19 protein-coding genes are annotated in these 22525 nt (G+C 63.4%); 10 read left to right on the top strand and 9 right to left on the bottom strand.

Annotated features, from left to right (window positions below):
* Nucleotides 1-24 precede the first annotated feature (24 nt).
* The 4 genes from RNA01_RS04485 to RNA01_RS04470 are packed head-to-tail and all read right to left on the bottom strand — an operon-like array spanning nucleotide 25 to nucleotide 6862.
* The gene (locus tag RNA01_RS04485; protein WP_147178761.1) at nucleotides 25-2094 is read right to left on the bottom strand and encodes a hypothetical protein; all 2070 of its coding nucleotides are present in this window, start codon (nucleotides 2092-2094) and stop codon (nucleotides 25-27) included.
* 1 nt (nucleotide 2095) lies between these two features.
* Nucleotides 2096-4897, bottom strand: coding sequence for a DUF4159 domain-containing protein (locus RNA01_RS04480; protein ID WP_147178760.1), 2802 nt, complete (start codon nucleotides 4895-4897; stop codon nucleotides 2096-2098).
* Nucleotides 4894-5814, bottom strand: a complete 921-nt coding sequence (locus RNA01_RS04475) for a DUF58 domain-containing protein (RefSeq protein ID WP_147178759.1) — start codon at nucleotides 5812-5814, stop codon at nucleotides 4894-4896. Before RNA01_RS04475 ends, RNA01_RS04480 begins: the two co-directional genes overlap by 4 nt.
* Nucleotides 5815-5848: 34 nt before the next feature.
* Complete coding sequence (locus tag RNA01_RS04470; protein WP_147178758.1) at nucleotides 5849-6862, bottom strand: AAA family ATPase; 1014 nt, start codon at nucleotides 6860-6862, stop codon at nucleotides 5849-5851.
* A 160-nt stretch (nucleotides 6863-7022) separates the two neighbouring features.
* Between RNA01_RS04470 and RNA01_RS04465 the strand changes: the two genes are divergently transcribed.
* From RNA01_RS04465 to RNA01_RS04455, 3 genes are read left to right on the top strand one after another with little or no spacing between them, the layout of a single operon-like run.
* On the top strand, nucleotides 7023-7646 hold the full coding sequence (locus RNA01_RS04465) for a DUF1285 domain-containing protein (protein ID WP_147178757.1): 624 nt from the start codon (nucleotides 7023-7025) through the stop codon (nucleotides 7644-7646).
* Nucleotides 7643-8275, top strand: coding sequence for a CoA pyrophosphatase (locus tag RNA01_RS04460; protein ID WP_147178756.1), 633 nt, complete (start codon nucleotides 7643-7645; stop codon nucleotides 8273-8275). The genes RNA01_RS04465 and RNA01_RS04460 overlap by 4 nt, the downstream gene beginning before the upstream one ends.
* Nucleotides 8272-9528, top strand: a complete 1257-nt coding sequence (locus tag RNA01_RS04455; RefSeq protein WP_147178755.1) for a CCA tRNA nucleotidyltransferase — start codon at nucleotides 8272-8274, stop codon at nucleotides 9526-9528. The genes RNA01_RS04460 and RNA01_RS04455 overlap by 4 nt, the downstream gene beginning before the upstream one ends.
* A 119-nt stretch (nucleotides 9529-9647) precedes the next feature.
* On the opposite strand, the gene RNA01_RS04450 is transcribed toward RNA01_RS04455, so the two are convergent.
* From RNA01_RS04450 to hemF, 3 genes are all read right to left on the bottom strand, one after another.
* On the bottom strand, nucleotides 9648-9833 hold the full coding sequence (locus RNA01_RS04450) for a DUF1059 domain-containing protein (protein ID WP_147178754.1): 186 nt from the start codon (nucleotides 9831-9833) through the stop codon (nucleotides 9648-9650).
* Between the two features lie 140 nt (nucleotides 9834-9973).
* The gene (locus RNA01_RS04445) at nucleotides 9974-10246 is read right to left on the bottom strand and encodes a hypothetical protein (protein ID WP_235916415.1); all 273 of its coding nucleotides are present in this window, start codon (nucleotides 10244-10246) and stop codon (nucleotides 9974-9976) included.
* Between the two features lie 158 nt (nucleotides 10247-10404).
* Nucleotides 10405-11319 carry an oxygen-dependent coproporphyrinogen oxidase gene (gene hemF, locus RNA01_RS04440; protein WP_147178752.1) on the bottom strand — a complete coding sequence of 305 codons (915 nt, stop codon included), beginning with the start codon at nucleotides 11317-11319 and terminating at the stop codon, nucleotides 10405-10407.
* 164 nt (nucleotides 11320-11483) lie between these two features.
* On the opposite strand from hemF, the gene RNA01_RS04435 reads away from it, so the two are divergent.
* Both RNA01_RS04435 and RNA01_RS04430 read left to right on the top strand, forming a co-directional pair.
* Nucleotides 11484-11744 (top strand): hypothetical protein, encoded by a 261-nt coding sequence (locus RNA01_RS04435; protein ID WP_147178751.1) that lies wholly within the window; start codon nucleotides 11484-11486, stop codon nucleotides 11742-11744.
* Nucleotides 11745-11943: 199 nt separating this feature from the next.
* Nucleotides 11944-12903 carry a flagellin N-terminal helical domain-containing protein gene (locus RNA01_RS04430; RefSeq protein ID WP_147178750.1) on the top strand — a complete coding sequence of 320 codons (960 nt, stop codon included), beginning with the start codon at nucleotides 11944-11946 and terminating at the stop codon, nucleotides 12901-12903.
* 74 nt (nucleotides 12904-12977) lie between these two features.
* Here the strand turns inward: RNA01_RS04430 and RNA01_RS04425 are convergent, their stop codons facing one another.
* Both RNA01_RS04425 and RNA01_RS04420 read right to left on the bottom strand, forming a co-directional pair.
* Entirely contained in the window at nucleotides 12978-14345 is a 1368-nt protein-coding gene (locus RNA01_RS04425) for a cell envelope biogenesis protein OmpA (RefSeq protein ID WP_147178749.1), read from the bottom strand.
* 213 nt (nucleotides 14346-14558) lie between these two features.
* Nucleotides 14559-15014, bottom strand: a complete 456-nt coding sequence (locus RNA01_RS04420; RefSeq protein ID WP_147178748.1) for a tRNA (cytidine(34)-2'-O)-methyltransferase — start codon at nucleotides 15012-15014, stop codon at nucleotides 14559-14561.
* Nucleotides 15015-15391: 377 nt separating this feature from the next.
* Between RNA01_RS04420 and RNA01_RS04415 the strand changes: the two genes are divergently transcribed.
* From RNA01_RS04415 to RNA01_RS04395, 5 genes are all read left to right on the top strand, one after another.
* Complete coding sequence (locus RNA01_RS04415; RefSeq protein ID WP_147178747.1) at nucleotides 15392-17245, top strand: ABC transporter ATP-binding protein; 1854 nt, start codon at nucleotides 15392-15394, stop codon at nucleotides 17243-17245.
* Between the two features lie 226 nt (nucleotides 17246-17471).
* Nucleotides 17472-19403 (top strand): HAMP domain-containing methyl-accepting chemotaxis protein, encoded by a 1932-nt coding sequence (locus RNA01_RS04410; RefSeq protein WP_147178746.1) that lies wholly within the window; start codon nucleotides 17472-17474, stop codon nucleotides 19401-19403.
* Between the two features lie 219 nt (nucleotides 19404-19622).
* Nucleotides 19623-20093: a DMT family transporter gene (locus RNA01_RS04405; RefSeq protein ID WP_147178745.1), complete on the top strand. Its 471-nt coding sequence runs from the start codon at nucleotides 19623-19625 to the stop codon at nucleotides 20091-20093.
* On the top strand, nucleotides 20093-20515 hold the full coding sequence (locus tag RNA01_RS04400) for a DMT family transporter (RefSeq protein WP_147178744.1): 423 nt from the start codon (nucleotides 20093-20095) through the stop codon (nucleotides 20513-20515). Before RNA01_RS04405 ends, RNA01_RS04400 begins: the two co-directional genes overlap by 1 nt.
* 104 nt (nucleotides 20516-20619) lie before the next feature.
* Nucleotides 20620-22500: an ABC transporter ATP-binding protein gene (locus tag RNA01_RS04395; protein ID WP_170253352.1), complete on the top strand. Its 1881-nt coding sequence runs from the start codon at nucleotides 20620-20622 to the stop codon at nucleotides 22498-22500.
* Nucleotides 22501-22525 lie beyond the last annotated feature (25 nt).

Genomic DNA, 22525 nt, shown 5'->3' with positions numbered 1-22525 from the left:
CGGCTCCGTTAGCTCTCCGTCCCCCTATCGCCCCTCGCGCCACCACGTCGCCGACATCGCCAGCAGCAGCACCGCCAGCCCGGCGAAGCCGGCAAACAACGGCAGGGTGTTCACGCCCTTCAGCACCGTTTCGTCGGTGAGGCGCACCAGCAGGCGGCGGTCGTCGGCGATGCGGACGTCGCCGCGGACGGGGAGGATGTCGGGGAGGCGAAGACCGCCCTTGCCGTCGTCGAGGCGGGCGATCCTGCCGCGGGTCTCGTTGGCGATCGGCTTCAGGGTATCGAGCGTCGATACCATGGCCTTGAATTCCGGCGCATCGACCGCGCCGACATGGACGAGGGTCGAGAATTCGCCATTGGCGATGGTGAAGAGGCCCGTTTCGTCCATGGGCTTTTCGCCGCGATAGAGGCCGGGCGCGGTTTCACCGAGCGCCAGTGTTTCGGTTCTTCCGGAAGGGTAGCGAATGGTCGCCAAGCCCGGATCACCGCCGATGGTCTGGCGGGTGATCTCCAGCGTGCGGCCCGAGGCGCGGGCCTTCAGGGACTCTTCCTCAAGTTCCGGTTCCTTCATCAGCCAATGGGCGATGCGGCGATAGAGCGAGACATGCGGGCCGCCGCCCTCGAAGCCGCGCGCCCAGAGCCAACCCTGGTCGGACAGCAGCATGGCGACGCGGCCTTCCTCGGCGCGATCGAGCACCAGCAGCGGCCGTCCGTCGGCGGCGGTCATGACGGTCTCGCCGCGCGGCGGATCGACGTCGACGCTGCGGAACCAGCGGCCCCATTGCGGCGGTTCCGAGGTCGAGCCATCAAGCCCCCGGGTAACGGGGTGGCGCTTGCCCTGTTCGGAGAGGCGTGGATAGAAGGCCGCCTGGTGGACATCGCCGGTCGGTGCCGCCGGCAGCACGGCGGCCAGCGGCGTGATGGCGATGGAATCCTCGCCGGCATGTTCGGGGCCTGCGGCGATCAGCAGCGCACCGCCCTTCTTCACGTATTCGGCGATGTAGTCATAGTAGAGGATCGGCAGCACCCCACGGTGCTGGTAGCGGTCGAAGATGATCAGGTCGAAATCGTTGATCTTCTCGATGAACAGTTCGCGCGTCGGGAAGGCGATCAGCGACAATTCGTTGATCGGCGTGCCATCCTGCTTTTCCGGTGGTCGCAAAATGGTGAAATGCACCAAGTCGACGGCGGCGTCGGACTTCAACAGGTTGCGCCAGGCGCGTTCGCCGGCATGGGGTTCGCCCGAGACCAGCAGCACGCGCAGGTTCTCGCGGATGCCCTCGATCAGGTGGATGGCGCGATTGTTGACCTCGGTGACCTCGCCGGGCGTGGCGGCGACGGTGAATTCCAGCACGTTGTTACCGCCGCGCGGCACCTTGAAGCCAAAGGGCGTCTCCGCGCCGGGCACGGCGTTGAGGGTGGCGATTTCCTCACCGTTCATGCGCACCGTGACCGTAGCTGGCACATCGGTTTGCCGACCATCGTCAAAGACGCGCAGCGTCAGTTCCTGTTCCTCGTTGACGATGCCGAAACGCGGCGCGCGCAGGACCTCGATACGCCGGTCGAATTCGTCGGCCTTGCCGGTCACGAGAGCATGGACCGGAGCATTGAAACCAAGGGCCTGGCCGGTGGCTGGAATGTCGTGGATCTGGCCATCGGTGATGAAGACGGCGGCGCCAACCCGGGCGGGCGGGACATCGGACAGGGCCGAGGCGAGCGCCTCGAACAGCCGTGTGGACGGCGCGTCGGAGGTTGTCGGGTCACGGACCTCGACAATGCGCGGTTCGATGCGGGCAAAGCGCGACAGTCGGTCTTTCAGGCCTTTGAGTGCCGCGTCGGTCATGGCTATGCGCTCGGGCGTTTCCTGGCTCTGGCTGCGGTCGACGATGACCGGCACGACGGTGGACAGCGCTTCGCGGTCCTCCTTCAGCAACTGCGGATTGGCAAGTGCGGCCAGCACGGCGGTGGAGGCCAGAAGCCGGATCGCTGTGCCGCGCACGCCGCGCGCAAAACCGGCTGTGGCAAGGATTAGCGCCAGCACGGCCAGCGCCAGAAGGACAAACCATGGAACGAAGGGGGCGAATTGAAGCGTCATGTCACTGCCCCAACCGTTCGAGCAGAGCCGGGACGTGCACCTGGTCGGCCTTGTAGTTGCCGGTCAGCATATACATCATGATGTTGACGCCGGCGCGGAAGGACAGTTCGCGCTGCCGTTCATCCGGCGGTACGGTCGGAAGCAGAGAGGCACCATTGTCGTCGACCGCCCAGGCGCCGAGCAGATCATTGCCGGTGATCAGGATGGGCGAGACGCCGTCGCCGGAGGAGGTCAATTCGCTGTTGGAGGTTTTTGCCTCCTGACGTGCCTCGACCCAGAGCGGGCTGCCGCTGTAGCGGCCGGGAAAGCTCGAGAGCAGGTAAAAGGCGCGCGTCAGCACGTGATCGCTGGGCACAGGTTCGAGCGGCGGGATGTCGATGTTGTCGAGGATCGCCTGCAGCCGTTCGCCGTTGGCGCTCGGGCCGCTCTCACCTCCAAGCGCAGAAAACTGGTCGCGGGTGTCGAACAGCACGGTGCCGCCGGCGCGCATATAGGCATCGATCCGGCTGATGGCGGCGGCCGTCGGCATGGGGGCGGTCGCCGAGATCGGCCAGAAGATGATCGGATAGAAGGAGAGCTCGTCCTTGGTGATGTCGAGGCCGACCGGCGGGGACGGCTCCAGGGTGGTGCGATAGGTCAGGAAGTCGGTGAGCCCGCGCAGGCCGCTTTCCGACAGGCGGTCGACATCCTGTTCGCCGGTAACGACATAGGCGAGGTGAGTGTTGTCGAGACGCTCGAAGATCAATTCGTCGCCCGGCCTGGAATCGTCCGCAGACGCATGGTCGCCGGGCGCAAAGGCAAGGGCGCAGGCGAGCGCCACGATGGATGCCGTCGTCGCGCGGCGAGGCAACCGCGAAAAGGCCCCCCCCATGAGCAGCACCACAAGGCTGTCGAGGATCAGCAGCGCGAAGGCGAGCGACAGGAGCGCCGGCTTCAGCGGCGTCGCCGCAGTGCCGGCGAGCGGCTCGCGGGTGATCGGCAGCGATGCCTCGGTGTTGAGTGGTTTCAACTCGGCGCCTGTCGGTAAAGGGTTCAAGGCGGCAAAGCCGTCTTCCGTGCCGTAGAGGCCGGGGGGATTGTCGAAGGTCGCAGCGGTCGGACGCGAAGGGCCGAGATCAAGCGGGCGAGCATTACCGGTTTCCGAGGTCAGCGCGCCCCGTTCGGTCAGCAGGCGGAACGGGGCGAGTGTCGCCTTGGCCGGGCCATCGGTTGCGGCATTGCCGACGCGGGCGAGTTGCACGACGCGGCGCAGCATCTCGACGAATTCGCCGGAAATCGGCAGATCGGACCAAGTGGCCTCGGCACTGACATGGAAAAGGACGGTGCGGCCGGCGCCGCTCTCCTTGACGGTGACGAGCGGTGTGCCGTCGGCAAGACTTGCCCAGGTGCGCTCGGCGAGGTCGGGCGTCGGCTCGGCCAGAACCTGGCGCTTGATCAGGATGCCTTCAGGCTTCGGCATTCCGGCGAAAGGGCCGAAGTTGGGAAAATCGGCGAGCGGCTGCGGCTCGGCCCAGGACAGTGCGCCGCCAAGCGCTCGCTCGCCCTGGCGCAGGATCACCGGCACCAGCGGATCGCCAACCGGCGCTGCGGCAAGACGCGGCCCGGCAAAACGGATCAAGGTGCCGCCCTGAGCGATCCAGGTTTGCAGGGGTTCACAGACGGTTTCCGGCAGACGGCCGATGTCGGCCATGATGATGGCCGAGGGTTTTTGCGCGAGAATTTCGGGCACCGAGACGGCGAGATCGGCGACGCCCGGCTTGATCAGGTCGGCATAGGGGGCGATCGCCCGTTCGATGTAATAGAGCGGCGACAGCAGCGGCTGGAAATCGGCTCCGGTGTCGCCGGAGATCAGCGCGACGCGGCGACGTCGGAAACCGTCGTCGAGGAGGTGGGTCGCCCCGGCTGAGCCAAGGCCGGCGATCGACAGGCGGGCGAAATCATTGCGTAGCTCGAACGGGGCGGAAATCTCACCGCTCGCAACCGTCGCACCGGCGGAAAAATCCACAGTGCCGGAGGCGATGATGCGGCCTTGGCGGTCCTGAGCGTCGACGATCAGGCTTCGCGCGAGACGGCCATCGACACGCGACAGGGTAACGGTGAGGGCATCGGCGCCGTTTGCAGCAGAGGTGATCGCGAGTGCCGCCACATTGTCGCCTTCGATCAATCGGAGCTGGGCGGGAGCGAATGCCGCAAGCTCGGTCATTAGCCGTTCCCGTTCGTCAATGGCGATGCCGTCGGATAGAACCGCGAGCGTGCCGGGACGTGTGCCATCAAGAGCGGTCTTCAGGGCCTCGACCGCGCGGACCCGATCGGGGCGAAGCGGTTTCGGGCGTGCGGCGCGCAGCTTTTCCAGAGCGGTAGCGGCACTGACGGGAACCGCGTCATGGGTCGGATCGGCGGTGAAGACGATCGACACCGGCAGGTCGCTGCCGTTAGCATCGCCGATCAGTGCTTCGGCCGTGGCGACGCGGCTTTGCCAGTCGGTAACGGTCGCCCAGTCATTGTCCACGACGAGCACCAAGGGGCCATCGGCCGAGAGCGAGGCGTTGCGTGGATTGAGCACGGGATCGGCGAGCGCGAAGATCACCAGCGCTGCGAGCGCCATGCGCAGGAGCGTGAGCCACCACGGGCTCTTCGATGGCGTTTCGTCGCGCTTGAGCACGCCCGCCAGAATGCGCAGCGGCGGAAAGACTTCCGACGTCGGGCGCGGCGGCGTGAGTTTCAAAAGCCACCAGATCAGCGGTAGTGCGGCAAGGGCGATCAGCACTGCCGGGGCCGTAAAGGCGAGGGGGAGGGCGTTCATGGCGTGTTGCTCCGGCTAACGAGCGGCGGCGTGCCGGAGAGATACATATGGACCGCGACCAGCGCCTCGGAGGCCAGGTGGTCGGTGGAGTGATGGACGAAGCTCCAGCCGAGGCGGCGCAGCTGTTCGCCGAGATTTTCGCGGCGGGCGAGATAGGCGCGGCGGTAGTCGTCACGCAGGCCCTCGGCGCGGCCGGACACCAGTCTTTCGCCGGTTTCCGGATCGATGAATTCGGTGCGGCCGGAATAGGGGAAACTCTCCTCGGCCGGGTCGGCGATCTCGACCACATGGCCGCGCAGGCCGCGGCGGGCAAGCGGCGCGATCTTCTCCATGATACGGTCGGCATCATCAAGGAAGTCGCCGATCAGGACGATGTCGCTTGAGCCACGGATCATCGTGGTGTCCGGCAGGCCGTTGATCAGCGGGGTATGGATGACAGCGGTTGCCAGCCGCTCGGCCGCATTGCGGGCGGAGATGGGCTCCATCACGCCGGGGCAACCGATTCGTTCGCCTGAGCGAGCGAGGATCTCCGCCAGCGCCAACATCAACACCAGCGCCCGACTTTCCTTGGAGACGGAGGCAAGCGTCGACTTGTACATCATCGAGGGAGACAGGTCGGCCCACAGCCAGACGGTATGGGCGGCCTCCCATTCGTGATCGCGGATATAGGTATGGTCGTCACGCGCCGAACGGCGCCAGTCGATACGGGCGAAGCTCTCGCCTTCGGCGTAGGGGCGGAACTGCCAGAAGTTCTCACCGATGCCACGCTGGCGCCGGCCGTGCCAGCCGGCGATCACGGTGTTGGCGATGCGCCTGGCCTCGACCATGCAATCGGGCACGAGTGCAGCCCGCTGGCGCGCGCGCGTCAGCGCGTCGCTGGCTGAGGTCTGCTCGACGATCTGGCCGATGGTTGCCACAGGTGCGTCGCCCTTTCTTATTGTGGGCCGCTTGTCAGCCGCGTGCCCGCTTGACGAGGCCGGCGATCACGTCGCGCACCGACATGCCCTCGGCGCGTGCGGCGAAGGTGAGCGCCATGCGGTGCTGGAGCACGGGTTCGGCCAGCGCATGAACATCGTCGAGCGAGGGGGCTAGCCGGCCTTCGTAGAGCGCACGGGCGCGGGCGCACAGCATCAGCGCCTGGCCGGCACGGGGGCCAGGCCCCCAGGAGACCGTCTTGTCGGTCTCGGTATTGCCATGGCCCGGGCGGGCCGAGCGCACGAGTGACAGGATGCCGTCAACGACGCTGTCGGAGACCGGCATCTGCCTGATCAGCTTCTGGATCTCGACCAGCCGTTCGGCGTTGACGACGCCGACGGCCCTCTGCTCGTTGATGCCGGTGGTCTCCAGAAGAATCTGCCGTTCGGCGGCCAGTTCCGGATAGCCGACGTCGACCTGCAGCAGGAAACGGTCGAGCTGGGCTTCGGGCAGGGGGTAGGTGCCTTCCTGTTCGAGCGGGTTCTGGGTGGCCAGAACGTGAAAGGGCGACGGCAGATCATAAGGGCGTCCGGCGATCGTCACCTGGTATTCCTGCATCGATTGCAGAAGCGCCGACTGGGTGCGAGGGCTGGCGCGGTTGATCTCGTCGGCCATAAGCAGCTGAGCAAACACCGGCCCCTTGACGAAGCGGAAGGAGCGTCTGCCGTTCTCGTCCTGGTCCATGACTTCCGTACCGAGGATGTCAGAGGGCATGAGGTCCGGGGTGAACTGAATGCGGCTGGCGTCGAGGCCGAGCACGGTGCCGAGCGTGTTGACGAGCTTGGTCTTGGCAAGGCCCGGCACGCCGACCAGCAGCGCATGGCCGCTGGAGAGGATGGCGAGCAGCGTGTTTTCAACCACCTGCTCCTGGCCGAAAATGACCTTGGAGACGGCCTGACGCACGGCGGCGATGTCGGCCAGAGCCTTTTCGGCGGCTTCGATCATGGCCTTTTCGCCGAGCGGGGCATCCGGGGTTGGCATCATGCCCATAGGTCCTCTCCATATGATTTCGCGATCGCTGCCGAATCGGGGCGTTCTTCCCGATGCCGGTACATGGAGGTAACTTATTCCCCAATGGGCGGCTGACAAGCGCGTTTCGAATGACTATCTCGTGTCATAACACGGACTAGGAAACAACCGGGACGCAAAGATGGCAGATGAGACGCTGAAGGCGACAACGGATGCGGCAGGACTGGCGGCGATGATTTCGCGCGCGGCCGCGCAGACGGTCGGCGGGAAGTCGAGTCTGCCACCGGTGGAGCGCTGGGAACCGCCGTTTTGCGGGAATCTCGACATGGAGATCCGCGCCGATGGCACTTGGTTCTACATGGGCACGCCGATAGGGCGAGCGCCGCTGGTGCGGCTATTCTCGACGGTGTTGCGCAAGGACGCGGACGGCAAGACCTATCTCGTCACACCTGTGGAGAAAGTCGGCATCCGGGTCGAGGACGCCCCGTTTCTCGCTGTCGAGATGAGCGTAACCACCCGGGACGGCGAACCTCTGCTCACCTTCCGCACCAATGTCGGCGACGTGGTCGAGGCCGGCTCTGATCATCCGCTGCGTTTCGTCGTGCATGGTGAGAATCACGAACTGAAGCCCTATCTGCATGTGCGCGGGCGGCTGGAGGCGCTGGTGTCGCGCGCTGTGATGTATGACCTGGTGGAAGAGGGCGAGACGGTCGAGATCGACGGGGTCGAGATGTTTGCCGTGCGTTCCGGCGGTGCGGTCTTTCCGGTCATGCCGGCGGCCGAACTGGACCGGTTGACGCAATGAGTTCTAACGCATTTTCCGCCTCCGACTTCCGCCATCGGGCGCTGAACCAGATTGGCGCGCCACTCGAACATGCGTGGCGCGACCATGGCGATCACGTGTTGAACCCGGAGTCGCTGCTTGAAGTCGAGGGGTTGAAGCTCAAGGACGCCGCGGTACTGGTCCCGGTTGTCGACGACCCGGACGGGGCGAAGGTGATCCTCACCCAGCGGACAGCGAAACTGAGGAAGCACTCGGGCCAGATCGCCTTTCCGGGCGGCGGCATCGACGAGGGTGACCGGTCGCCGGAAGTCGCGGCGCTGCGCGAGGCCGAGGAGGAGATCGGCCTCGATCCGGCCTTCGTCGAAACGGTCGGGCGGCTGCCGCAATATCTGTCCGGCACCGGTTTCCGCATCATTCCGGTGCTTTCGGTGGTCAAGCGCGGTTTTGTCATCACGCCGAATCCCGACGAGGTGGATGCGGTGTTCGAAGTGCCGCTCGCCTTCCTGATGAATCCGTCCAACCATCAGCGCGACAGTCGTGATTGGCAGGGGATCGTCCGGCATTTCTACGTGATGCCCTATGGTGAACGCTATATCTGGGGCATTACCGCTGGCATCATCCGCACGCTGTACGAAAGGCTCTACGCATGACCAACCTGTCGAACGAGACATGGTTTCGCGATCCGGCGCTCCAGCGGCTGTTCGCCCTTCTCAATGCCGACGGTGGCGAGGCGAGGGTGGCCGGCGGGGCGGTGCGCAACAGCCTGATGGACCTGCCCGTGGCCGACATTGACATGGCAACGACGCTTGAGCCGCAGACGGTGATGGACCGGGCGAAGGCGGCGGGCATCAAGGCGGTGCCGACCGGGATCGACCACGGTACGGTGACACTCGTGCTCGACGGCAAGGGCTTCGAGGTCACGACGCTGCGCCGCGACGTCGAAACCGACGGCCGTCGCGCCAAGGTCGCCTTCGGCCGCAACTGGCAGGAGGACGCGGAGCGGCGGGATCTGACGATCAACGCGCTCTATGTTGGCAAGGACGGGGAGGTGATCGATCTCGTTGGCGGATTGCCCGACATCGAGACGAGAACGATACGCTTCATCGGTGATGCCGACATGCGCATCGCCGAGGATTACTTGCGCATCCTGCGCTTCTTTCGTTTCTTCGCGCATTATGGTGGTGGGCGGCCGGATGCAGCCGGACTGAAAGCCTGCTCCAGGGCGAAGGACAAGCTGTCGACGCTTTCGGCGGAACGTGTCTGGTCGGAGACGAAGAAACTACTCTCGGCGCGGGATCCGGGCCGGGCGCTGTTGTGGATGCGCCAGTCCGGCGTTCTAGGCGCGATCCTGCCGGAAACCGAGAAGTGGGGCATCGATGCGATCCCCGCGCTTGTCGCTGCCGAACAGGCGCTTGGCTGGGAACCGGAGGCGATGTTGCGGCTCGCCGCCATCGTGCCGAAGGACGCCGAGCGGCTGGCGGCGCTTGCGCAACGGTTGCGCCTGTCGAACGCCGAGGCGGCTTTTCTCGATCACTTTGCCAGGACGCCGCGCATCAAAGACGATGTGACGGATGCGGCCTTCGATCGCGATCTCTACCGCATCGGCAAGGAGGGCATGATCGCGGTGCTGAAGATCGATTTCGCCCTGGCCCGCGCCAATGCGCAGTTCGACGGAAAGGCCATGGCCAAGGCCGGACGTCTGTCAGTGTTGTTGAAGCGGGCGGAAAAGTTCACGCAGCCGGTGTTTCCGCTGAGCGGTGCGGATGTTCTGGCAGCCGGTATTGTGCCGGGGCCCAAGGTCGGCGAAACGCTGAAACAACTCGAGGCGGTTTGGGTCGGCTCGAACTTCACCTTCGACCGGGCGAAACTGCTCGCCCGGCTCGGTGATCTGCTGAGCAAGTGATTCAAGTTGTTACGAGAATGAATCACTTTCTCGTAACAAGCGCTTGTTGCTAAAGCGAATTGGCGTCGCACTTGTTGTCGTGATTGCATGCGCGACATGTGCCGGACACTGCCATGCAATCAGGCGGCGTTCGCCTGATTGGTGATGCGGGCTTTGATGTTGTCGACCATCTTTTCCCGGATGACAGTTTCGTTGTGCGCGTCCCGCATGTGCTCGACGGCGCGGCGAACGACTTCGGCTTCCTCCTCGGCGCGCGTATGCCAAGAGCAACCCGGAACCAGTGAACCGCATTCAAACTGCTTCATGTCGCATCTCCTCTTCGACTGGGTTCAACGCACGAAAGCATATCACAAAACGATGGCAAGGCAAAATTCAGACACGCCAAGCGCGCAGCACCGAGCCTGCCACCGCCTTGCGCCATAATGTAAATGCCAGACCGAGCTGGCTATTCAGGCATGGCCCAAGCTCGGAAAACCGAACTGCCCGTCCGCGACATGCGCTTGCTTGAATTACCCTCGACGTCATTGGCCGCGGTAATGTCCGTCAGGTCGTGACGGGCCAGGGCGAGGCGGACCTGCTCGACGAAATAGGAATGGGGCAGGTCGACACCACTCGACGCGCGAAGCTCCTCGGCCCGGCGGTCAATAAACTCGGGTGTATCGAGGAAATGCTCGCTCGACGCGGAGTTCTGGGTTGGAATGCTGTTCGGATAAGCCATCATATAACTCCTCCCTAAAAGCTAAAGAAATCATAACACGATGGCAGTGTATTCCAAATGCAATTTAATGTCGCAGCTCCTCCGCGTCGCACACGTACTCTGCGAAGCGCTTGGCGCCCGGCAATGGGCGCGCCGGTACGCCCTCCATCTTGCTGTGTTCAGGGCCAGCGCACCACGGGTGGCATGGAGGACAGGATCGATTCGACATTGCCGCCGGTCTTCAGGCCGAAGATCGTGCCACGGTCGTAAAGCAGGTTGAACTCGACATAGCGGCCGCGACGGATGAGTTGCTCGTCACGGTCCTCCTCGGTCCACGGCTTGTTGAAATTGGCGCGGACGATCTTCGGGTAAACAAGGTTGAAGGCGCGCCCGACGTCCTGGACGAAGGCGAAGTCGGCGCTCCAGCCGCCGGCCTCCGCCGGCGAGTGCTGCCAGTCGAAGAAAATACCACCGATGCCACGCGCTTCGTTGCGATGCGGCAGGAAGAAATATTCGTCGCACCAATCCTTGTATTTGCTGTAGTCGGCAGTGGCCGCATGGCGGTTGCAGGTGACCTCCATCGCGCGGTGGAACAGGCGGCTGTCCTGATCCTCCTGGGTGCGGCGCCGGTCCAGAACGGGCGTCAGGTCGGCGCCGCCGCCGAACCAATGGCTGGTGGTGACGACCATGCGGGTGTTCATGTGCACAGCGGGCACGTTCGGATTGACCGGATGGGCGATCAGCGAAATGCCGGAAGCCCAGAAACGAGGATCCTCCTCTGCGCCCGGCATGGTCTTGCGGAACTCCGGAGAGAATTCGCCGTGGACCGTCGAGGTGTGTACGCCGACCTTCTCAAAGACGCGGCCTTCCATCATCGACATGCGCCCGCCGCCACCGGCTCCGCCGTCGCGTTGCCAGTCCTTGCCAACAAAGCGGCCCGGCGCGTGATCGCAAAGCGGCCCGGTCAGGTCATTTTCCAGCGCCTCGAAGCTTGCGCAGATGGTGTCGCGCAAGCTCTCGAACCAAGCGCGTGCCGCCTGTTTCTTGTCTTCAATGTCGTCTGGAAGGCCTTTCGGCAGATCAGGTCTTTGCATGGCTTCCCCCGGGCATCAGCCCATGCGCGGCGACTCGGCGCCTATTGCGACTCCGGAATTAACAGGACGATACCGCCTCGGCCAGACCGGGGCGGGCCATTCCCCTAGAATCGACTGGCAAAACGCGCGCACTGGCATTATTTTACCGGACAGCGAGGTGTTTCATGACGAGAATGCCCGGTCCGCCGCCGCTAGACGGCCTGAAAAAGCGCATCGCCCATCACCGGCAAGCCAAAGCCGGCAAGGACGGTGGACAGTTCGTGCGGGAGACCTTCTGTCTCACGCGCGACGAGGCGCGTGCAAAGGCGCGCGAATGGTTCGACAGCTTCCCGAAGGCGGCTTACTGGACGGAAGTCGAGAGCTGGCGCCAACTTGATGGTGACCAGATCGAGTTCACCATGCGCCGACTGCCATCCGCCGACTGACGCAGGGCTATCAATCGCTATGGCCGGTATTTCTCCGGTTCGTCAGCGGTCGCTAAATTTCTAACGGTTTCCTAAAGCGTATATCAAACCGGCTCTGGCAAGCTTGTCGGAGTTGATGATCAACGCGTGCTGGCACGAAGCCAATCAATCATCAAGGCCACGGCCCGGTATGTCTCCTGGTTCATCGCAAGGACAACTGATGACTAGCGTTTCCTTCAATACGACATCCGCCTCGGCCCTGTCTTTGCTGACCGGTTCGAGCCGGGCACTCGAAGCGACCCAGACACGTGTGGCTTCTGGCAAACGGGTCGATGAGGCGTCTGATAACGCCGCCTATTGGTCGATCGCCACCACGATGAACGCCGACAGTATGTCGCTGTCCAGCGCCGAGGACGCGACCGGGTTCTCCGCCGCGATCTCGGATACCGCTGCGCTCGGCATGGAGGCGGCGACCTCGATCGTCGCGGAAATCCAGTCGAAGCTGATCCTCGCCCAGGCGGTCGGCACCAACCGCTCGGCGGTCAATGCGGAGATCACCCAGCTCAAGGAGCAGATCGGCACGATCGCACAGTCAAGTTCGTTCAATGGCCAGAACTGGTTGAAACTGGATGCCGGACAGCAGCCGAAGGTGCAGTCCATGGTCGCCTCCGTCACCCATGATGGCGATGGTGGTGTTTCGGTCAATGTGATCGACTTCGACACAGCCAAGTCGACGCTGATCAGCGGCGAGGATGCTTCGGACGGCTTGTTGACACGGTCTTATTCCGGCATGACCAAGAGTGGCGTCGCCTATGATTATCACCTGCTTGATGCCAATTCCACCGCTCCTGTCGCTGCCACGTCGAAGGAGATCTCGGTTTCAGACACGACCACCAGCGACCAGTTCAGCGGCATGATTTCGGCGGTGAACTCGATGATGACGAACATGATCGACGCCAGCGCCAGTCTGGGCGTGACCCGCAACCGTATCGCTTCCAGCACCGAATTCCTGCAGGATCTCCACGACATCACCGAGATCGGCATCGGCCGGCTCGTGGATGCCGACATGGAAGAGGAATCGGCCAAGCTCTCGGCGCAAAAGGTGCAGCAGCAGTTGCAGACGATCGGGCTCAATATCGCTAACAACTCCATGGGCGCTTCGCTCAAGCTGTTCGTCTGAGCGTGGCCCTTTAGAACGAAAAGGCCGACGAGCACCTTGCCGGCCTTTTCGTTCTCTTGCCTTGCCGTCGACCGTCAGCGGCGGGTCGGCCCCTTTGGTTTCGATGTTCTTTGCGATGCGCTTGCGCTCTTGCGACGGGCCGGGCGCTGTGGGGCCGGGACAGGCACAGGGGTTGGTTCGACTATCGCGGCCGTAACGGGCTCCTCCTCGGCGATTGCCTCGAGCGGAGCTGAGGCGTCTTCCGCGCTGCTGGCCGCGACCGGCGGCGTTTCCGCAATCACCGCGTCGATTTCTTCCGGCATTGCCGCGGCCTGGGCCGGTGGCTCGCTCTCCACCGTTGTATTTTCCGCAATCGTTTCCACGTCCGCTTCGGCGGCGAGCGCGGATTCCGCACCGACAATCGCTTCGGGCTCTGGCGCAGGGGCCGGCGAAACGGCAGGCGCCTTGGCGATGATCGTTTGCGGCACTGGCGGATGCGCCTGTTCGGGAACAGCAGGCAGGCTGCGGGCGATGATGTCCTTCAGGACCTTCGTGACCTGCATGGCCCCGGCCAGGTCGGTATTGGTCGAGTGACCGGCCAGTGGCACGCGAATGTCGCTGGCGATCTGCGGACGTGAATTGATCTCGCCGAACCAGTCAAGCTCGCCGATGACGTCGATCACATCGCGGCAGTCCGGCGGCATGGTGATGCGCCCGCCGAAGGTGACGATGCGCAGGCCGTTGGCCATTCTGCGCAGGCGGCCGGGGTCTTCCTGCTTGATGGCGTAGAGCGCCTCCGACAAGACCCTGTTGCCGCGCGAGTGACCAGTAAGCAGATGGAAGGAGAGGCTCGGATCGGCCAGCATTGTTGCCACCGTGTCGGTGTCGAGGGCGCTCGGATGCGGTTTGAGCGCCAGTTTGTGGCGATCCTCGTAGGCGCCGAGATGCGGGCGGCCGACGGTGTCATCGATCAGTTCGAGATCATTGCGCATATGGCCGAGCCAGCCAAAGAAGAAAGAACCGCCGATCGTCTCGTTGATAATGTCTCCGAGACCATAGCCGGAAACCACGGCGACGACCGGCTCGCCGATCGCATCGGCAACATTGCGGGCAAATGCCGCCGCGCCGATGGCCGAACCGCCGCCGCCGGCCACCGCCATGGCGTGGACATCAAGGCCGCCACGCAGTTTGTATTCCGCCACGTTGTCGCAGATCGTCAGCATGTCGCCGCCGCTCGGCGGAACGATCATGATCAGACCTTCGGAGGCAATGGAATCGCTGATGTAGAAGGTCTCCTCCGCTGTCAGCGACTTCACGTCATAGAGCAGGGCGTCGAGCCCGGTATTGCGCAATCGCCAGGGCTCGAGTGCGGCATTGCGGGCAGGACGGTGCTGCAACCGTTCAGGAAAGCTGAGGCTTCGGGCAAATTGGGTCAAACTCAGGGCGAATGCGGTCTCAAACATCAATCATCTCCCGGTTTTTGCTGCAATGCAGCATAGCATCATCCAGCCGGGCTAGCAAACATTCAGGCAGTCCGGAGCCATCATGTCGCAGTTGCAAATGCAACCGCTGCGCGTCGCCCGTCGACCGGCGCAAACAGACTAGCGCGGGTTCGCGACGCTTGATTGACGGGGAGGTCGCTGCAGGAGAGAGATGTTCGGGTGCAAAGTCCCGGCTTAGCGGGTCTGTCTGAGTGCCTCGCCGACGATCATCGCCGCCGACATTGCCACGTTGATCGAGCGCTGGCCCTCGACCATGGGAATGATGATACGGGCTTCCGCCCGATCGTGCACATGGTCTGGAACTCCGGCGCTTTCTCGGCCGAACAGCAGAATGTCGTCGGGGCGGTAGGCGAAATCGGTGTAGCGGCCTGCCGCTTTGGTCGAGGCGAGCACCAGGCGGCGGCCAGTCGCCTGCCGCCACTCCTCGAAGCGCTCGAAGTTGACATGGCGCACCAGGCTCACGCTTGCCAGATAGTCCATGCCGGCCCGCTTGAGGTTGCGATCGGAAATGTCGAAGCCGGCGGGTTCGATGATGTCGACGCCGAGGCCGAGGCAGGCGGCAAGTCGGAGGATCGTTCCGGTGTTGCCGGGTATATCGGGCTGGTAAAGGGCGATACGGAGTGCGGTCATGGCCCTTCCTAGCCCGAGCGGCTCATCTTGCTCAAGGGGCGCCGGGACACACCCTGTTGTCTTCGGGCAACAGATCCGGCGGAACGAGCGTCAATTCGAGCTTTGATGCTTTTCAATTTCGCCCGGAAAAGGTAGAAGGCGGTTCTCTTCAACACGCAACAGGGAGGCCTCGATGATAGCACACCGCATGACGCGCCTTCCGGTGCCGCACTATTTGCAGGCTGCGTGACGGCGACGCTCTCGCCCCCATTTCAAGACCAACACATTTGAATCGCCCTGAGGCCGGATTACGGCCTCATCGTCTGATTTCTAGCCCTACCGGGATCCGACAGCGGATTCCAGTTCTTCATCGGGCGTTTATTTTCTGGAGCTTTTCCATGTTTTCGTGGTTTGAAAACCGCCTCAATGCCTATCCGCCGGAAGCGCCGGCGCTGCCGCCGAAGGGCCTTGTCGCCTTCTGCTGGCACTATACCAAGCCGGCCGGCCCGTGGCTGCTGCTGCTCGGGATCTGTTCGATGCTGATCGCCGTCGGGGAGGTCTTTCTCTATCAGTTTCTCGGCAATATCGTCGACTGGTTGTCCGTTGCCGATCGCGCGACCTTTGTTGAGACGGAAAAGGGCAAGCTGATCTGGATGGCGGCGCTGCTGCTGATTGGGTTGCCGTTCGTCGGCTTCGTCCATACGCTGACCATGCATCAGGTGCTTGCCGGCAACTTCCCGATGATCGCCCGCTGGCAGATGCACCGTTTCCTGCTGCGTCATTCCATGACCTTCTTTGCCAATGAGTTTGCCGGCCGGGTGTCCACCAAGGTCATGCAGACCTCATTGGCCGTTCGCGAGGCGGTGATGAAGATCATCGACGTCTTCGTCTATGCGATCAGCTTTTTCGTCTCGATGCTGGCGCTGGTGTTTGCCGCCGACTGGCGGCTGGTCGCACCGCTGATCATCTGGATCATTACCTATACGCTGATCCTGACCTTCTTCGTTCCGCGACTACGCCGGCTGTCCAGCGAACAGGCCGATGCGCGCTCGATGATGACGGGGCGGATCGTCGACAGCTATACCAATATCGCGACGGTGAAGCTGTTTTCGCATGCCGGCCGGGAGGAGGCCTATGCCAAGGAGGGCATGAATGGCTTCCTCGACACCGTTCATCGACAGATGCGGCAGATCACGCTGCTCAATGTCTTCGTCGACATCAACAACGCCATCGTGCTTTTCACCATTTCCGCTCTCAGCATCTGGTTCTGGCTGGGAGGCACGGTGTCGGTCGGCGCGATCGCGGTGGCCATCGGCCTTGCCATGCGTATCAACGGCATGTCGCAATGGATCATGTGGGAGGTTTCGGCGCTCTTTGAGAATATCGGCACGGTCTATGACGGTATGGCCATGATGACGAAGCCGCATGACATCGTCGATGAGCGGGATGCCAAGGCTTTGACGGCGCCGAGCGGTGCGATCACGTATGATCATGTCCGCTTCCACTACGGCAAAGACAAGGGAATTATCGAAGACTTCTCGCTCACCATCAAGGCCGGCGAAAAGGTCGGTCTGGTCGGACGCTCCGGCGCCGGCAAGACGACGCTGATGAATCTCCTGCTGCGCTTCTACGATCTGGAGAGCGGCCGCATCACCATAGATGGCCAGGATATTGCCCGTGTTTCGCAGGACAGTCTGCGGGGGCTGATCGGCGTCGTCACGCAGGATACCTCGCTGTTGCACCGCTCGATCCGCGACAACATCGCCTATGGCCGGCCGGACGCCACGGATGCCGAGGTGATCGAGGCGGCACGGCGCGCCAATGCGCTCGAGTTCATCGAGGGACTTGTGGACATGCAGGGCCGCCAAGGCCTTGACGCGCAGGTCGGCGAGCGGGGCGTCAAGCTCTCCGGTGGCCAGCGCCAGCGCATCGCCATCGCCCGCGTCTTCCTCAAGAACGCGCCGATCCTGATCCTCGACGAGGCGACGTCGGCGCTCGATTCCGAAGTGGAAGCGGCGATCCAGGAGAGCCTGTTCTCGCTGATGGAAGGCAAGACGGTGATCGCCATCGCGCATCGGCTGTCGACGCTGACGCAGATGGATCGGTTGGTTGTCCTCGACAAGGGCCGGATCATCGAGACGGGAACGCATGACGCATTGGTGGCCGAGGGCGGCACCTATGCGGATCTGTGGAGCCGCCAGTCCGGAGGTTTCCTGGCCGATCAGCGTGAGACGGAGGCTGCGGCGGAATAGTCGCCCCATCTGCAATCCGCCGGGAATGTCCGGTCCCCGGAAGGAGGCGTCGTCGGGTGGCGCCTCCCCAAATAGGGTGGGTTAAATCCGGTAGGGCGGTTCACAAGATTCCATTTAAGTGCCGCGACTTAATGAGGAGACCCCGACGTTCCTCCATGGGAAATGATCTTCCTTGGGCAGTCATGCCCGCCGTTGGGATGTCCTCATACCTTCCGGATTGAAGTTCATGTCAAACATTAAAATCAAGGTCATGCTGCCGCTGCTTTTCGCCGTGGTGGTGCTGCTCGGCCTCGGCCAGGGCGTCATGGCTGTCAAATTCATCACCGACGTCAAGGCGCAGGTCGACGTCATTGGACGTGAGCGCATGCCGCGTACTCTGGCGATTGCCGAGATGGATTCCCGTTTCGCCGAGGTGCGCCGCAATTACGCGATCATGCTGAGCTCCGTCGGCTCGCGGGAGGTGGCCCGCGTAGGTGCGCTTCTCAATCAGTCCGTGGTCGCCCGCGATGCAGCCTTCAGCGCTTTCGGATCGTCGATCTCACGGCCGGCGACGCGTGCAAGCTTCGACAGGCTGATGACGGCAATCGCCAAATACGATGTGCTCGGCGCCAAACTCATGGAGCTCAAGGCCGCCTATGATTCCGAGGGCGCCCGGGCGATCTTCGTCGGTGAAATGACTGACGTCGCCAAGGCGACCAGCGCCCTTGTGACGGAGATGATCGAGGCCAACAACCAAACGACCGACGCGGTGATCGTCGAGGCCGACAGCGTCTCCGCTTTCGCCCTTTATGCGACGCTCGGCTTCATGCTGGTCGCCTGCGTGCTCGCTGTTGCGGCCGTTGCTCTCAGCATCCTGCGTGTCGTCAGGCCGATCGGCCAGATCACTCAGGCCATGAATGGCTTGGCTGGTGGTGACACCGCAAGCGAGATCCCGTTTGGCGGGCGCAAGGACGAGCTCGGCGAAATGGCCGCGGCTGTTGCCGTTTTCCGCGATAATGCCATCGAACGCGCAAATCTGGAGCGCAAGGCCGAAGAAAACCGCAACCTCAGCGAAGAGGAGCGGGTCGCCCGTGAGGAGCAGAAGGCGCGCGAAGCCGCCGAAGTGCAGTTTGCCGTCGACCAGTTGGCCGAAGGGCTCTCGCGTCTTTCCGCCGGCGATCTCGCCGTGCAGCTCAATGCCGCCTTCGCCGGCCAGCTCGATGCCCTGCGCACCAACTTCAATCATTCGGTCTCCAGGCTTCAGGATGCGATGCGCGCCGTTGGTGAAAATGCCCGTGCCATCGATGCCGGTGCCAACGAGATCCTGTCCGCGGCCGAGGACCTGTCGAAGCGCACCGAGCAGCAGGCGGCTTCCGTCGAGGAAACCGCGGCGGCGCTGGAGCAGGTGACTACTGCGGTCAAGGACTCCTCCATCCGGGCCGAAGAAGCTGGTGCTCTTGTTGCCCGTACCCGCGAGGGTGCCGAACGTTCCGGCGAGGTCGTCGGCCGCGCGGTTGCGGCGATGCAGGAGATCGAGAGGTCCTCCGGTGAGATCGGCAGCATCATTGGCGTGATCGACGACATCGCCTTCCAGACTAACCTTCTGGCGCTGAACGCCGGGGTCGAGGCGGCCCGTGCCGGCGAAGCTGGAAAGGGTTTTGCCGTGGTGGCGCAGGAAGTGCGTGAACTCGCACAACGCTCGGCCAATGCTGCCAAGGAGATCAAGGCGCTGATCACCACTTCAGGCGATCAGGTTCGCAATGGAGTTCATCTTGTCGGTGAGACCGGCCAGGCGCTGGAGATGATCGTCACCGAGGTGCAGGAAATCAACCGCAATGTCGGTGCGATCGTGACTTCGGCGCGCGAGCAGTCGACCGGGCTTCACGAGATCAACACGGCCGTCAACACCATGGACCAGGGCACCCAGCAGAACGCCGCCATGGTCGAGCAGCAGACGGCCGCGAGCCATAACCTTGCGCAGCAGGCGGCGGCGCTGATGGCGCTGATGGCCCAGTTCAAGCTCGATGCGGGCCAGCCTTCGCAGGTGGCGCAACCGGTCCGAGTTGCGACACCCGCGTCGCGCCCGGCCGCTTCACCGGCCCGCGCGCTCGGCCAGAAGCTTGCCGGCGCCTTCCGCGGCAATGCGGCCGTCGCTACCGAAAGCTGGACCGAGTTCTGATTCCCGACGCGCATGCGAGACAACAGGAGATGGGGCAGAAATGCCCCATTTCGCGTTTCAGGCGCGGCCGTCCTTCCCGCTGGCTGGCGATCCCGCGACGGCCTCACCTGCAGATTTTCTGAAAGGCCTTCGCCTACAAATCGATTGTCGGGTTTCCGGCGGCGCGCTATGCAGCCCCTTCGCCATGGCCGGCGGACCGATAGATGGCTGAGCGGGGGCATGATGCGGCACTACCTCGATTGGATATGGGCGGGTCTCGCCGGTGGTTTGCTGGCGGTGATGATCACCATCAACAGCGGGCTCGCGGCTCATTCGACACCTTTCGTCGCCTCCTGGGTGGTACACGGTGTCGGCGCGTTGGCCGCTTTCGTGCTGCTGCGCGCCAATGTCTTTCTGGCTGGCAAACGTGCCGGTTCGGGGCAGGGGGCTGCGCGGCCACCACTCTGGTCCTATTTCGGCGGGGCGCCGGGCGCCTTTGCCGTGGCGCTCTCCTCGATTGCGGTGAATTCCGAGCTGGCGCTCGCCGGCGGGCTTTCGCTTCTGCTTGTGGGGCAGATCCTGTTCGGCCTTATTTCCGACCTCTGGGGGCTGTTCGGCACGCCGAAGCGGTTGCTCAACCGCTTCGACCTCGTGGCCGCCCTTTGTGTGGTGGCCGGCAGCGCGCTGATCATCTACTCGGGAGGCGCCTGATGATTTCGTCCATCCTCATCGCGCTTTCCGGTGGCGTAGCCGTCGGCATGAGTCGCTCGATCAACGGGAGACTGACCATGGACCGGGGCGCCTTTTGCGCATCTTTCTGGAACCATTTCATCGGATTTCTCCTACTCACGGTCTTCGTTTTCATCTTCGCGCGACAGGGTCTGGCGCTTCTCGTTGACGTTCCGGGCTGGGCCTTCACCGGCGGCATCATCGGCGCGATTTTTGTCGCCATCTCCTCCTATGTCTTCCCGCGCATCGGCGCCAACCGCTCGGCGCTCTTGATCATCGGCGGGCAGATGATCGCCGGGTTGTTGATCGATCATCTGCGCGGCACGGCGCAATTCCATATCGGCCAGCCGGCCGGTGTGGCGCTGATCCTGTCCGGCATCTATCTGACCCGCTACTCGCGCTGATTTTTCGGATATGGCCGTGCGCGGCGACATCAGGCCCAGGGCTTGCCGGCCGAGATCGGCCGATTGTCTTTGCCGCGTCGCGGAATCCTCCTATATCCCCAACCATGATCTTCCGCTCCGTCGCCCGCCTGTTTGAAAACTGGATCTCTCCATTCGCTCGTGCCGAGGACCTCAGGCCGCCGGCGGGAGCGTGGGGCTTCGTCTGGTTCTATGTTCGCCAGGCCAAGCTTCCCTTCGTCATGATGGCCCTGTTCGGTGGTGCGGTCGCCATTCTCGAGGCTGCGCTGTTCTGGTTTGTCGGGCGGCTGGTCGATCTGCTGGACACGGCCCCGAAGGAGGGGGGCTGGGAGGGGCTGATCGCGGCGCACGGGGCTGAGCTTCTCGGCATGGCCTTTGTTATTCTGCTTGGTCGCTTCGTCGTCGTGACCATCGGCGCACTGGTCGAGGAACAGGTGATCGTCCTCAATTTCTTCAATCTGGTGCGGTGGCAGGCCTATGCGCATGTGGCGCGCCAGTCGCTCTCCTTCTTTCAGAATGATTTCTCCGGTCGGCTTGTCACCAAGGTCTGGTCCGCCGGACAAGCGACCGGCGATCTCCTGACCTCGCTACTTCAGGTCGTCTGGTTCATGGTGATCTACACGGTCTCGACCATGGCGCTGGTCGCCCAGCTCGACTGGCGATTGGCGGCGATTATCGCGGCATGGATCGCCATCTTCCTGGTGCTGGCCCGCATCTTCGTCCCGCGTATCCGCCACCATGCCCGGGAAACGGCGGAGGCGGCGTCGATGTTGAACGGCCGGCTGGTGGATTCCTATTCCAATATACAGACTCTCAAACTGTTCGGCCGGGAGCGGCAGAACGACCACTATATCCGTGCGGGATTCGACCGCTTCCAGGCAACGCTCACTCCCTTTGCCCGGCTCTTGACCGGGGTGCGTTCATCGCTCGCCATGCTCTCGGGGGTGATGATCCTGATGATCGCGGCTTTGTCGGTCGATCTGTGGTTTGCCGGCGCGATCACCGCCGGCGGCGTCGCCTTCACGCTCGGCCTGGTGTTGCGCCTCAACATGCTGCTTGGCCGGATGATGACGCAGCTCAACGGCATCATGCGCAACATCGGCACGATCCAGAATTCGGCAGAGCTGATCTCCAAGCCGATCGAACTGACCGACAGGCCGGATGCGGCCAGACTGGATGTCCAGAGCCCGGAGATCCGCTTCGAGGACGTCTCCTTCCACTATGGTCGCAAAAGGGGCGCCATCGATCATTTGACGCTGACGATCCGCCCAGGTGAGAAGGTTGGTATCGTCGGACGCTCTGGCGCGGGGAAATCAACGCTGGTCAACCTGCTTTTGCGCTTTTACGACGTCGAGGGCGGTCGCATCCTGATCGACGGTCAGGATATTTCGGCGGTGACGCAGGAGAGCCTGCGCTCGCAGATCGGCATGGTGACCCAGGATACCGCGCTGCTGCATCGTTCGATCCGTGACAATATTGTCTTTGGCCGCGAGGATGCGGACGAGGCGATGCTGCGCAAGGCGGCGGAGCGAGCCGAGGCGCTGGAATTTATCGACAGGCTGGAGGACCAGCGCGGTCGAAAGGGCTTCGATGCCCATGTCGGCGAGCGCGGCGTCAAGCTCTCCGGTGGCCAGCGGCAACGTATCGCTATCGCTCGCGTCATGCTCAAGGATGCGCCGATCCTGGTGCTCGACGAGGCCACATCGGCGCTCGACTCGGAGGTCGAGGCGGCCATCCAGTCCAATCTCGACCGGCTGATGCAGGGCAAGACCGTGCTGGCGATCGCCCACCGCCTGTCGACCATTGCCGCGCTCGACCGGCTCGTCGTGATGGATCGGGGGCGGATCATCGAGGAGGGGACCCATGCCGAACTCGTGGCGAGCGGCGGGCTCTATGCCGAACTCTGGACGCGCCAGTCGGGTGGGTTCTTGCCCCTGCACGATAGCGAGGACGACGAAGGGGAGTAGAAGGCGGGCCGCGATCGGCCGGTTG

The sequence above is a fragment of the Paenirhizobium naphthalenivorans genome, assembly GCF_007992095.1.
Classification (GTDB): Bacteria; Pseudomonadota; Alphaproteobacteria; order Rhizobiales; family Rhizobiaceae; genus Allorhizobium; species Allorhizobium naphthalenivorans.
Note: the sequence above shows the minus strand (reverse complement) of the source record. Positions and strands in the feature narration are given on the sequence as shown.

Excerpts from the sequence above, each read along its gene's own strand:
- RNA01_RS04425 (WP_147178749.1), bottom strand. The coding sequence starts at position 14,345 with ATGTTTGAGACCGCATTCGCCCTGAGTTTGACCCAATTTGCCCGAAGC.
- RNA01_RS04460 (WP_147178756.1), top strand. The coding sequence starts at position 7,643 with ATGAGTTCTAACGCATTTTCCGCCTCCGACTTCCGCCATCGGGCGCTG.
- RNA01_RS04450 (WP_147178754.1), bottom strand. The coding sequence starts at position 9,833 with ATGAAGCAGTTTGAATGCGGTTCACTGGTTCCGGGTTGCTCTTGGCAT.
- RNA01_RS04485 (WP_147178761.1), bottom strand. The coding sequence starts at position 2,094 with ATGACGCTTCAATTCGCCCCCTTCGTTCCATGGTTTGTCCTTCTGGCG.
- RNA01_RS04470 (WP_147178758.1), bottom strand. The coding sequence starts at position 6,862 with ATGGGCATGATGCCAACCCCGGATGCCCCGCTCGGCGAAAAGGCCATG.
- RNA01_RS04455 (WP_147178755.1), top strand. The coding sequence starts at position 8,272 with ATGACCAACCTGTCGAACGAGACATGGTTTCGCGATCCGGCGCTCCAG.
- RNA01_RS04400 (WP_147178744.1), top strand. The coding sequence starts at position 20,093 with ATGATTTCGTCCATCCTCATCGCGCTTTCCGGTGGCGTAGCCGTCGGC.
- RNA01_RS04480 (WP_147178760.1), bottom strand. The coding sequence starts at position 4,897 with ATGAACGCCCTCCCCCTCGCCTTTACGGCCCCGGCAGTGCTGATCGCC.
- RNA01_RS04445 (WP_235916415.1), bottom strand. The coding sequence starts at position 10,246 with ATGGCTTATCCGAACAGCATTCCAACCCAGAACTCCGCGTCGAGCGAG.
- RNA01_RS04465 (WP_147178757.1), top strand. The coding sequence starts at position 7,023 with ATGGCAGATGAGACGCTGAAGGCGACAACGGATGCGGCAGGACTGGCG.
- hemF (WP_147178752.1), bottom strand. The coding sequence starts at position 11,319 with ATGCAAAGACCTGATCTGCCGAAAGGCCTTCCAGACGACATTGAAGAC.
- RNA01_RS04410 (WP_147178746.1), top strand. The coding sequence starts at position 17,472 with ATGTCAAACATTAAAATCAAGGTCATGCTGCCGCTGCTTTTCGCCGTG.
- RNA01_RS04405 (WP_147178745.1), top strand. The coding sequence starts at position 19,623 with ATGATGCGGCACTACCTCGATTGGATATGGGCGGGTCTCGCCGGTGGT.
- RNA01_RS04420 (WP_147178748.1), bottom strand. The coding sequence starts at position 15,014 with ATGACCGCACTCCGTATCGCCCTTTACCAGCCCGATATACCCGGCAAC.
- RNA01_RS04415 (WP_147178747.1), top strand. The coding sequence starts at position 15,392 with ATGTTTTCGTGGTTTGAAAACCGCCTCAATGCCTATCCGCCGGAAGCG.
- RNA01_RS04430 (WP_147178750.1), top strand. The coding sequence starts at position 11,944 with ATGACTAGCGTTTCCTTCAATACGACATCCGCCTCGGCCCTGTCTTTG.
- RNA01_RS04395 (WP_170253352.1), top strand. The coding sequence starts at position 20,620 with ATGATCTTCCGCTCCGTCGCCCGCCTGTTTGAAAACTGGATCTCTCCA.
- RNA01_RS04435 (WP_147178751.1), top strand. The coding sequence starts at position 11,484 with ATGACGAGAATGCCCGGTCCGCCGCCGCTAGACGGCCTGAAAAAGCGC.